Annotated in this window: 7 protein-coding genes; 4 read left to right on the forward strand and 3 right to left on the reverse strand. The window is 73.2% G+C overall.

The features are described from left to right. From FHE66_RS06370 to FHE66_RS06380, 3 genes are all read right to left on the reverse strand, one after another. A partial coding sequence (locus FHE66_RS06370) for a family 16 glycoside hydrolase (protein ID WP_139072137.1) occupies positions 1–4,282 on the reverse strand: 4,282 nt, incomplete at its 3' end. A gap of 137 nt (positions 4,283–4,419) precedes the next feature. Then, positions 4,420–5,427: an adenylate/guanylate cyclase domain-containing protein gene (locus tag FHE66_RS06375; protein ID WP_139072138.1), complete on the reverse strand. Its 1,008-nt coding sequence runs from the start codon at positions 5,425–5,427 to the stop codon at positions 4,420–4,422. An 81-nt stretch (positions 5,428–5,508) separates the two neighbouring features. Next, positions 5,509–6,333: a biotin--[acetyl-CoA-carboxylase] ligase gene (locus FHE66_RS06380; protein WP_255303622.1), complete on the reverse strand. Its 825-nt coding sequence runs from the start codon at positions 6,331–6,333 to the stop codon at positions 5,509–5,511. Between the two features lie 96 nt (positions 6,334–6,429). Here FHE66_RS06380 and FHE66_RS06385 point away from each other — a divergent pair, with 96 nt between their 5' ends. The 4 genes from FHE66_RS06385 to FHE66_RS06400 all read left to right on the forward strand — a co-directional run bounded on the left by FHE66_RS06385 (position 6,430) and on the right by FHE66_RS06400 (position 10,783). Next, positions 6,430–7,131 (forward strand): thioredoxin domain-containing protein, encoded by a 702-nt coding sequence (locus FHE66_RS06385; protein ID WP_139072140.1) that lies wholly within the window; start codon positions 6,430–6,432, stop codon positions 7,129–7,131. A gap of 244 nt (positions 7,132–7,375) precedes the next feature. Further along, positions 7,376–8,965, forward strand: coding sequence for an acyl-CoA carboxylase subunit beta (locus FHE66_RS06390; RefSeq protein ID WP_139072141.1), 1,590 nt, complete (start codon positions 7,376–7,378; stop codon positions 8,963–8,965). Beyond that, positions 8,962–9,183, forward strand: a complete 222-nt coding sequence (locus FHE66_RS06395; protein ID WP_139072142.1) for an acyl-CoA carboxylase subunit epsilon — start codon at positions 8,962–8,964, stop codon at positions 9,181–9,183. Before FHE66_RS06390 ends, FHE66_RS06395 begins: the two co-directional genes overlap by 4 nt. Positions 9,184–9,274: 91 nt before the next feature. Next, positions 9,275–10,783 carry a response regulator transcription factor gene (locus FHE66_RS06400; RefSeq protein WP_139072143.1) on the forward strand — a complete coding sequence of 503 codons (1,509 nt, stop codon included), beginning with the start codon at positions 9,275–9,277 and terminating at the stop codon, positions 10,781–10,783. The last annotated feature ends 83 nt before the right edge of the window (positions 10,784–10,866 follow it).

The following is a 10,866-nucleotide window of genomic DNA, read 5'->3' on the forward strand; positions in this document are numbered from 1 at the left end:
GCGCCTGGGTGGTGCGGTCACCGTCGAGGTGACGGGCCGCCTGGTCGAGCGCGTTCGTCAGCTGCGAGGCGATCGGCCCGGCGACGGTCCCGGCCGCCACGTGACCCGCGAGGGTCGCGCGGAGCTGCGCCATCGCGGTGTGCGGGTCGGTCGGCTGGCCGTCGTCGGTCGAGAACGTGTGCGACCACTGCGCCCCCGCCCCGTCGGCCACCACGTACCCGGCCAGTGCCCGCGCCGTGACGGTCACCGTCCCGGTCCCGGCGTACGAGCCGGCCGCGACGACCTGCCCGTCGACGACGTACTCCACCCCGGGCGTGCGGGGCACGGTGTAGCCGTCGTCGGCGGTGCCGGGCTCGTCGCTGAAGGTCACCGCCGCCGGCGTCACCGTCACCGGGCGCGTGCCGGGCTCCCCGGCCTCCTGCCCCGTGAGGTACTCGAACCCGGTGGTGACGAACTCCTCGCCACGCGGCGCGAGGTCGTACTCCAGGACGTAGTACGCGATGTCCGCGTGCTCCTGGGCCGCCGCGAGGATGGCCTGGAGGTCGACGTCGCCCTCACCGAGGTTGGTGAAGGTCGGGTTGCCGGGCGCGTCGAGGTTCGTCGCGTCCTTGACGTGGAGCAGCTCGATGCGGTCACCGTGCTCCTCGAGGAGCGCCGGGACGTCGATCCCGGCGTCCGCCGCCCAGGCGACGTCGAGCTCGAACGTCACGTACTGCGGGTCGGTCTCCTCGACGAGGATCTCCCAGGCCGACATCTGCTCGCCGTCGTGGGTGTAGGTCGTGGTGAACTCCCCGGCGTGGTTGTGGCCGAAGACCTTGCCCACGCCTGCCGCCACGGACCGCTCACCGAGCCGGTCGAGCGTCTCCGCCGTGGCGAGGGTGTCCTCGTAGGACCCGATGCCGGGGGCGGCGAACCCGCCCGAGCCCACGTACTCCTGGCCCAGCGTCCGGACGTAGTCGAGCGTGCTGTCGAAGCTCCCCTCGGCGACGTCGTAGTGCGAGGACGGGACGTCCAGGCCGACGGCGTCGGTCAGCGCCCGGAACTCCGCCGCCGTGTAGCCGGCGAAGCTGCCGCCGAACGGCTCGATGTTCTGGAGGCCGATCTCGGCGAGCCGCGCGAGCACCGGCTCCAGGCCCGCCTCGCCCACCCACGGGATGAGCGAGAAGAGCTGGACGGAGACCTGCTCGGCGGGCACGTGGACCGGCTCCGCCGGCTCGTCGGTCAGCTCCTTGACCTGGATGTCGCGGTAGAAGACCGTCTCACCCCCGCCGTGGTTCTGGATGCCGACGAACCCGGAGCTGAGGTCACGTGCCGGGTCGGTGCTCGTGAAGTCGTTGACGAGGGTGCCGTTGAGGAAGATCTTGATGTTGTCCCCGTCGACGACGATCTCGTAGCTGTTCCACGAGCCCACCGGGTTGAGCGACTGCTCCACCGCCGCGGCGTCCGCCCCCTGGAAGGTGTAGACCGCACCGGTCGTACGGTCCGCAGCGTCGGTGGCGTCGATCTGGATCTCGTAGCCCTGGTTGACGGCGACCCACGGGTCGTTGCCCGGGTCCGGGAAGCCGACGAACACACCGCCGTTGTCGTCCTTGACGAGCTTCCAGTCGAGCTTGAGGCTGTAGTCCCCGAACTCCTGCTCGGCGTACCAGAGCAGCCCCATCCCGCCGGAGCCGCGCAGCGAGCAGTCCTCGTAGCGGCCGAAGGACCCGGCGCCGGCGAGGCGCCAGTCGGCGAAGCTCTCGAGGGTGCCGTCAAAGAGCGCGGTGTACCCCTCGTCCGCGGGTTCGGCCACGCACATGTCGGCGGCGCCCACGGACAGCGCGTCGAGATTGACGTTGCCGTCGTCCCCCGTGTCGTAGCGCAGCGCGATGGTGTTGGTCCCCGCGTCGAGCGGCAGCTCGCGGGTCACGGTGGCCCAGGTCTTCCAGTCACCGGTGGTGGGCAGCTCCCACGGCCCGACCTTCTCGCCGTTGAGGTAGAGCGACATGGTCTTGGTGCCCGCGAACGGGTGCGGTCCGTTGGAGTACCGCAGGTGGACCGGGTAGGTGCCGGCCTCCTCGACCGTGGCCGTGAAGCGGACCTCGGCGCCGACCTGCTGGATGCCCTGGGCGAAGCCCGTGCCGGAGTAGCCGTTGTGCTCGTCGTGGGGGTTCGCCCCGCCGAGCAGCGTGGCCTCCTCGGCCTCGTAGTAGCCGCGGTCCTCCGGGCCGACGTAGCCGGGCAGGGAGTTGAGGGTGTACCAGGCCTCGGTGCTCCACAGCTCCTGGCCCGTGGCGTCCTGGAAGGGACGCGGGGAGCGGACGTGGACGACGTGCCCCGGCTCGAGGCCGTCGATGGCCAGCGTGACGGTGGTGCCGTCCTCCGAGAGCTCCGCGCCGGTGACGGGCAGGGTCACCTCGCCCACCTTCGGGCCGCCGTAGCTGGCCGTCGGCACGTAGCGCCACTGGGTGACCTCGTAGGCCTCGGCGAGCGCCGCGGCGGTCTCCTGGGACAGCGGCTGGGTGTACTCGAGCTCGAAGCCGCCCTCGACGACGCGCATCTCGGCGATGTCGAAGTTGTCCTCGCTCACCGGCTCGAGCTTCTGCAGGCCGTAGCGCAGCTTGCCCGACTCCCCCCAGTTGCCGGCCTCGCCGATGCCGCCGACGTAGATCGCGCCGTCGGGCCCGACGATCGTGCGGTTGACGCCGGCCTCCAGGCCCGCGGTGTGGCGGAAGACGGCGCCCTGGTACTCGCCGTCCACCTCCTCGAGGAACGCGCGCTGCAGGCCGCCGTAGGTGACGTCGCCGAAGAGCATCTGCCCGGCGAACGGGCCGTCGGTGAGCTGGAAGGGCGCGCTCGGGGAGTTGCCGATCTCGTTCTGCGGCACCCACACGACCGGCTGGGTCACCGGCTGGTCGTCGAAGGGGCCGGCCGGGTTGGTGTAGTGGTTGAAGAAGCGGCCGGGCTTGATGTGGACGAGCTTGGAGCTCGGCAGCCAGTCGCCCTGGTTGTCCATGGCGAACAGGTCCTGCCCGTCGGTGCCGCCCCACCCGATGCCGTTGGGGGTGCGCAGGCCGCCGGCGACGAGCTCGACCTCACCGGTCTCCCGGTCCACCGCGATCGTCGTGCCGCGGTTGGGCGCGGGCTGCGGGTTGGTCGAGGCGCCACCGTTGTTGATGGCCACGGAGAGGTTGAGGTAGAAGTTCTCCTCGTCGTGGACCAGGCCGAAGGCGAACTCGTGGAAGTTCCCACCGTCGGGCCACGTGGCGAACTTGCCGTCCTCGTGCTCCGGGTTGCGGACGTAGGCGGCCGTCTCCGGGTCGGTGGCCTGCGGGTCCGGGACGAGCTCGGTGAGGCCGTCGCGCTCGGAGACGAAGATCGAGTCGCCGATGACGTCGACGCCCATGGGGTTGAACAGCCCGTCGTGGACGAGCCGGTAGGTGACGTCCTCCGGGCCGTCGGCCTCCTGGGCGCCCTCGAGGATGTAGACCTGCCCGGTGTACGGGTCGGGCTGCCAGCCGCCGGGGCTCACCTGGCCGGCGGTGACGACGACGAGGTCGCCGTCCTCGGTGAAGTCGAGCGCCGAGACCGCGGGCTCGAAGCCCTCGGGGCGCAGGTCCACGAGCTCGTAGTTCGGGTTGACGTCGTAGAGCCGCAGGCCGTCACCGGGGGTGTCGGTCGCGCCCTCGCAGAACTTCACGCCGGGCGCGGTCACGCGGACCACCTCGGCGTCGGTGCTCAGCGCCGTGGTCGGGACGAGCTCGAAGGAGGACGCGCCCGGCGGCTGCCAGTAGAGGCTGAGGCGCTGGTTGAAGCTGCCCTCGTAGTGCTCGACGCGCAGGTCGTGGACGCCGGCGGTGAGGCTCACGGTCGCCTCGACGGACGTCGAGTCGTTGGGGCCGTCGTTCTCCAGGACGAGCTGCCCGTCGATGTAGACGAGCGCGCCGTCGTCGTTGGTCACGCGCAGGCCGTACTCCCCGTCCGCGGGGACGTGGAGGTTGGCCAGGGCGTGGGTGATGAAGTTGTCCGAGGCCCCGAACTCCTCGTCGGTGCGCCAGTCGATCGTCGGCATGAGCTTGTCGACGTTGGGCGTCGTCGCGGACCGCAGCGTGCAGACCTCGCCCGGGTCCTGTGCGAGCTGGTAGGTCCGCAGGGTGACGCCCGGGGTCTGTGCGGGCAGGTCGTCGGCCAGGGCCGGCGCGGCCAGCCCGGCACCCAGGACGGCGCCGGCGCCGAGAACGGCGACGGTGCGGCGGAACCATGGTCGGTGCCCCCCGGTGGACACGGCGGTGCGTTCGAGCATCCTCACTCCTTTGGTCGGCCTCGATGCCGGCGGGCAGGGCGTCACTGCCCTCCCGTCCAGCAACGAAAGACGCTAGCCACCCTTGATGACGCGGTCAACCAACTTCCGGTCATCTGCCGCTAGAAGTGGACCTCGCGTCAGGAGGGTGCGGGCGCCTCGGCGGCCCGACGCAGCTCGACCGGCGTCATCTGCCCGATACCCGGCATGTCCGCCGGCCCGTGCGGCACCATGGCGAACTCGGCCGCGGACGGGGAGCTCGCCAGCCGCTCGCTCGTCGAGGGGTCCATGAGGATCGTGTCGGGCGGTGCGACGTCGACGAGCCGGGCCGCGAGGTTGACGACGGGCCCGAAGACGTCGCCGGAGCGGGAGATCACCCGGCCCCAGACCACCGACCCGCGCACGGGCAGCAGGTCGGGCCGGGCGTGGATCGCCGAGAGCAGGGCGAGGGCGACGCGCGCCGCCGTCGTGACGTCGTCGGCGGCGAACAGGACGGCGTCGCCGATGGTCTTGACGACGCGTGCGCCGTGGGAGGTGATGACGTCGCGCGCGGTGAACTCGAAGCCCTGGACGAGGGCGGCGAGCTCGTGCGGGCTCAGCCGCGCCGAGCTCGACGTGAAGGAGACCATGTCGACGAAGCCGAGCGCGCGGGGCAGCGGCAGCGTGTCGCTCGCCGACTCCTCGACCGACCGCCCGGCGACCTCGACGTGCATCCGCTCGACGAGGGCGGCGAGCTGGCGGCGCCACGCGTAGACGAGCTGCCCCTCGAGCAGGCCCGCGGCGTCGGCGATGTGGTCGAGGACGACGAGCCGGGCACCGGTGTCGTCGAGCTTGAGCCGGCGGCCGGCGTCCTCGACGAGCGCCTCCACCTGCCACAGGACGAGCCGGTCGGCCAGGTAGCTCTGGGCGCGCAGGAGGGACACCGCGGTCGCCCGGTCGGTTGCCACGCCGGCGACGAGGGAGCCCATGGCGCGCAGCGCCTCGGCGTCGCGCCCGGTGAACGTCACGGCGTCGTCGGCGACGTTCGGGAAGCCCATGGCACGCCAGAAGAGGCGCGCGGTGGCGAGGTCGACGCCCGCCCGCTCGGCGAGCTCGACCATCGTGAGACTGGGCTCGCCGCCGATGAGCTCGGCGACGCGCTCGGCCACGGTCGACCTCGGCGGCACGGTGGCGGAAGTGGGGTCGCTCGGGCGTCCCCCTGGGTCTGCGGCGCCCGTCACACCCCCAGGTTAACGTTTCGGCGGCGGCGAGTCGTCGCTGTCCATGTCCTCGCCGCGCACGTGGAGGACGTCGCCGGCGAGGACGGCGTGCTCGCGGCCCGCGGCGTCACGCACGAGGAGACGGCCGGCGTCGTCGATGGCGCGGGCGGTGCCGTGCAGCGGCGCGGCACCGGGGAGGTCGACGCGCACGGGCCGCCCGAGGGTGAGGCAGCGGTCGGCGACGTCGGCGAGCAGGCCGGCCGCCTGGGCGTCGCCGTCGTGCGCCTCCCACCGGGCCAGGAGCCCGGCGAGCTCGCGGCCGACGGCGGTGAGCAGCTCCGGCGCCGTCGGGGCGGGCAGGCCGGCGAGGGCGAGCGAGGTGGCCGAGGGGACGGGCAGGTCCTCCGGACCCTGGGTGAGGTTGACGCCGATGCCGACGACGGCGGCCGGTGGGCGCCCGGGCAGCAGCTCGGTGAGGATCCCGCCGACCTTGCGGGCGGTGCCCCACCCGGCCAGCTCCGTGCCGGCGTCCGCGACGAGGACGTCGTTGGGCCACTTGAGCCCGACGGCGCCGGGGAGGCCGCGCACGACGGCCAGCCCGGCGAGGAGCGTGAGCCACGGCAGCCGCTCGGCCGGCACCCGCGGCCGCACGAGGACGGAGGCCGTGAGGGCGGCACCCGGCGGGGTCTGCCACCGGCGCCCGGCCCGGCCGCGACCCGCGGTCTGGTGCGCGGCGAGGACGGCCGACAGGTGCGGCCACCCGGAGGGGTCGGCGGTGGCGGCCTCGCGCAGGACCGTGTTCGTCGAGGCCGCCTCGGCGAGGCGCTCGAGCCGGGCGAAAGGGGCGGCGTCCACGCCCCGAGCCAACCACACCGGGCAGGGCGGTCCGTCCCGCGAGGTGGCGCCGGGCGCGGCTTAGCATGGTTGTGCCGTCTACGTCTGGAGTCCCCCATGTCCTCCTCCCGCGCCCGGGTCGTCGTGCCCGTGCTCCTCCTGCTCGTCGTCGTGGCGGTCGTGGCCGGGCTCCTCGTTGGGCGCGGGAACGACGAGGAGCCGTCGGCGGCCCCGACCGCCACCGCGACCGCCCCTGCGACCGCCGAGCCCGAGCCCGCCACGGAGGCGACCGCCCCGGACCTCACCCGGCGCACCGAGGGCGACGCGATGGCGCTCGGCCCGGTCGACGCCCCGGTGGGCATCGTCGTGTACTCCGACTACTCCTGCACGTACTGCCAGCGGTGGGCGCAGGAGACGCTCCCGACCCTGGCCGCCTACGCCGAGGAGGGCGACGTCCGCCTCGAGTCGCGCGACGTCGCGATCCTCGGGGAGGACTCCGAGCGGGCCGCCGTCGCCGCGGCCGCCGCGGCGCGCCAGGGCGCCTACTGGGAGTACCACGACCTGCTCATGTCCGACCTCCAGGCGCGCTCCGAGGAGGACCTCGTCGCGTTCGCCGAGCAGGCAGGGCTCGACGTCGAGCAGTTCCGGGCCGACCTCACCGACCCGGAGGTCCTCGCCGTCGTCGACCAGAACATGCAGGAGGCGCAGGCGGTGGGCCTGCAGTCCACGCCGAGCTTCATCGTCGGCGGCACGCCGGTCGTGGGCGCCCAGCCCACCGACGTCTTCGTCGAGATCATCGAGGCCGAGCTCGGCTCCTGAACCGCCCGGCCCCGCAGGTGGGCCCGCGGGCCCGCAGCTCCTGCCACCAAGTCCACCGGTGACCCTCTGGGACACCCCTGCGCGCGGCGTGTCGCGCGCGTGTCGCGCAGGTGGTGGCAGGATCCGCGCGGCCGTGGGACGGCCACCGCGCGGGCCCCACTTGTAGGGCCTCCACAACGACGGCGGGGCGAAACGCACGGCACGGGCAGCGAGGAGCGCGCGGCCCCACAAGTACGCTCGCCGGGTGACCTCGCAATCGACCTCCCTCGGCACGGCCGCCAAGCTCGCCGACCTCGCCGACCGCAACGCCGAGCTCGAGCGCGCCGAGGCCGTCGCGCGCGACAAGCAGCACGCCCGGGGCAAGAAGAGCGCCCGCGAGCGCATCGAGGCGCTCCTGGACGAGGGCAGCTTCGTCGAGCTCGACGCCTTCGCCACCCACCGCTCGACCAACTTCGGCCTCGCGGACCGCAAGCCGGCCGGGGACGGCGTCGTCGTCGGGCACGGCACCGTCGACGGGCGCCAGGTGTGCATCTACTCCCAGGACTTCTCGGTCTTCGGCGGGAGCCTCGGGGAGGTGCACGGCCAGAAGATCACCAAGGTCATGGACCTCGCGCTGCGCACCGGGGTTCCCCTCGTCGGCATCTCCGACGGCGGTGGCGCGCGCATCCAGGAGGGCGTCGCCGCCCTCACCCAGTTCGCCGAGATCTTCCGCCGCAACGTCGCGGCCTCGGGGGTGATCCCGCAGATCTCCCTCATCCTCGGGCCGAGCGCGGGTGGGGCCGTCTACTCCCCCGCCCTCACCGACTTCATCATCATGGCCGACGGCACGTCGCACATGTTCATCACCGGCCCGGACGTCATCAAGGCGGTCACCGGTGAGGAGGTCGGCTTCGAGGAGCTCGGCGGGGCCGCCACCCACAACGAGCGCTCCGGCGTCGCGCACTACCTCGCCGAGGACGAGGACGACGCCATCGACTACGCGCGAGCGCTGCTCGCCTTCCTGCCCGCGAACAACCTCAGCGACCCTCCGGCGTGGCCCGCCGAGGACGAGGCGCTCGAGGTGAGCGAGGCGGACCTCGAGCTCGATGCCCTCGTCCCGGACTCCGACAACCAGCCCTACGACATGCGCACCGTCGTCGAGCACGTCCTCGACGACGGTGAGCTGCTCGAGGTCCAGGCGCTCTACGCGCCGAACGTCATCACCGCGTTCGGCCACGTCGAGGGCCGCCCGGTCGGCATCATCGCCAACCAGCCGCTGCAGATGGCCGGCACGCTCGACATCGCCGCGTCGGAGAAGGCCGCCCGCTTCGTGCGCACGTGCGACGCCTTCAACATCCCCGTCCTCACGTTCGTCGACGTGCCCGGCTTCCTCCCGGGCACCGACCAGGAGTGGAACGGGATCATCCGCCGCGGCGCCAAGCTCATCTACGCCTACGCCGAGGCGACCGTCCCGCTCGTCACGGTGATCACCCGCAAGGCGTACGGCGGGGCGTACATCGTCATGGGCTCCAAGCAGCTCGGCGCGGACGTCAACCTCGCGTGGCCGACGGCGCAGATCGCGGTCATGGGGTCCGGCGGCGCCGTCAACATCCTCCAGCGGGGGGCGCTGCGGAAGGTCGCCGACGAGGGCGGGGACGTCGAGGCCGAGCGGGCGCGGCTCGTCGCCGAGTACGAGGACGCGCTCGTCAACCCGTGGGACGCCGCCGCCCGGGGCTACGTGGACGCCGTCATCGCGCCGTCGGACACCCGTGTCCAGATCGTCCGGGCACTGCGGGCGCTGCGCACCAAGCGCGCCTCGCGGCCCGCCCGCAAGCACGGGAACATCCCGCTGTGAGCGGGGACCTCAGCGCCGCAGGGCTCCGGGTCGTGCGGGGCACGCCCGACGACGTCGAGCTCGCCGCCCTCGTCGCCGGGATCGTCGCCGCGCGCGCCACCCGTGACGACGACGCGCCGGCGACCGGGCCCGTCTCCCCATGGGCCGACCACGCGCGCCGGCTGCAGCGCGGCCCGCTGCCCGGCCCGGGCTCCTGGCGCTGGTCGCTGCACCCGTAGCACTGTCCGACTTTGGCGCGGGCGCCCCGATGTGGTGATATCAGCGCACACGGCGCGCCGCAGCCGGGCTGCTCGCGCAGAAGGAGAGACGGTGGACCGAGGGTCGATCAGGGCGGTGCGCACACCCGCGACGGCGCGATTCCTACCGGCGGTCGAGCGGGCCGACTGGGAACGGGCACTGAAGATCCTCGACGAGAACTGGGTGGAGATCTGGTTCGCGATCGACCCGACTGACCTGCGCAGCCTGGTGGGTGCGGCGCCGCCGGACCTCCTGTGCTCCCTCGACGGGGCCAGCTACGTCGCGCGCGCCACGGGCCACGGTGCCGTGGACGACCTGCTCGAGCCGCACGCCGTCCCGGGCCGCGACGCCACACCCGGCGAGCTCATCCGCTACATCGCCGACCTGCGCCTCCGGGGACGTCCCGTCGAGGCGCTGGCCCAGGTGCGCAGGAGCCAGGAGCTCGTCCGCGCGCAGCGGGGCGGTCTCCTCGACGGTTCCGGCGGGACGGTGGCGATGTGGCTCGTCCAGGCGGCCATCACGGCCCTGCTGGCCGGGGACGCGTCGACCGCCCGAGGCTTCTTCCTCACGGCGTGCGACGCCCACCGCCCGGACCGCTTCCCGTTCGTCGTGCGGGAGGCGACCGCCAAGCTCGCCCTGACCCACGCCCTCAGCGGGGACGTCAGGGAGGCTGCCCACCTCAACGACCGGGCGCGCAGCCTGCCCAGGACCGAGAGCTGGGTGGAGGCGATGGTGGACGACACGATCTGGCTGACCGACTACATCTGCGCCGTCGACACCCTCGACCCGAGCGCCGAGGAGCTGCGGCAGGCCCGGCCCTCCCCGCTGGCGCACCGCGAGCTGTGGCCGATCGCGCTCCAGGCGCACGTGCGGCACCTCGTGCTCACGGGTCGTCGGCGCCGGGCGGAGGAGCTGTGCGACACCGTCGCCGCGGCGGTCCCGCCGTCGGCCGGCAGCGAGGGGCTCCTGGCCACGGCGCTGCCTGATGCGCGGACCCTCATCAAGCTGCACGGTGTCCACCCGTCCGACCTGGACGGGAACGCCGCGCACACCGACGTGTCCGTGCTCGCCCACGCCGTCCACCTCTTCGCCTCCGGGCAGTACCGGGCCGTCATGCAGGTCGAGCTGCGGGCACGGCGCGACGAGCGCTGCCGCCGGGCGCTCGCCCTCCTCCGGGCACAGGCCACCATCGCCGACGGCCGGCCCGCCGAGGGCCGCCACCTGCTCCTGCAGACGGTGCACGAGGTGCTGGAGCGCCGCACCTACGGCACGCTGCGGTACCTGACGCGCGAGACTCTCGAGTCGATCGCCGACACCGACGACGGTGCCCGCGCGATCGCGCTCGTCGAGAGCGCGGCGCTGCCGTCCGTCGAGGTCCGGGCTGTCCTCGCGGCGCCGCTGTCGGAGGCGGAGATCGACGTGCTCCGCCTCCTGCGGGACGGTCTGACGAGGGAGGAGATGGCCACGCGCCTGTTCCTGTCCGTCAACACGGTCAAGACGCAGCTGCGATCGGCCTATCGCAAGCTCGGCGTCAACCGGCGCCCGGAGGCGCTGGAGAAGCTCGCCCTCCTGGAGCTGTGACGGACGACCGTCTCGTATGACGCGGTCGTGCCGGACCTGGGGCGAAGGCCCGGCACGACCGCAGTCTCCGCGACCTCACGACG

It is taken from the genome of Georgenia sp. 311 (assembly GCF_006151955.1).
Taxonomy (GTDB): Bacteria; Actinomycetota; Actinomycetes; order Actinomycetales; family Actinomycetaceae; genus Oceanitalea; species Oceanitalea wutianyii.

What these genes read in the sequence shown, in the direction of transcription:
- FHE66_RS06385 (WP_139072140.1), top strand. Translation starts at nt 6,430, where the DNA reads ATGTCCTCCTCCCGCGCCCGGGTCGTCGTGCCCGTGCTCCTCCTGCTC.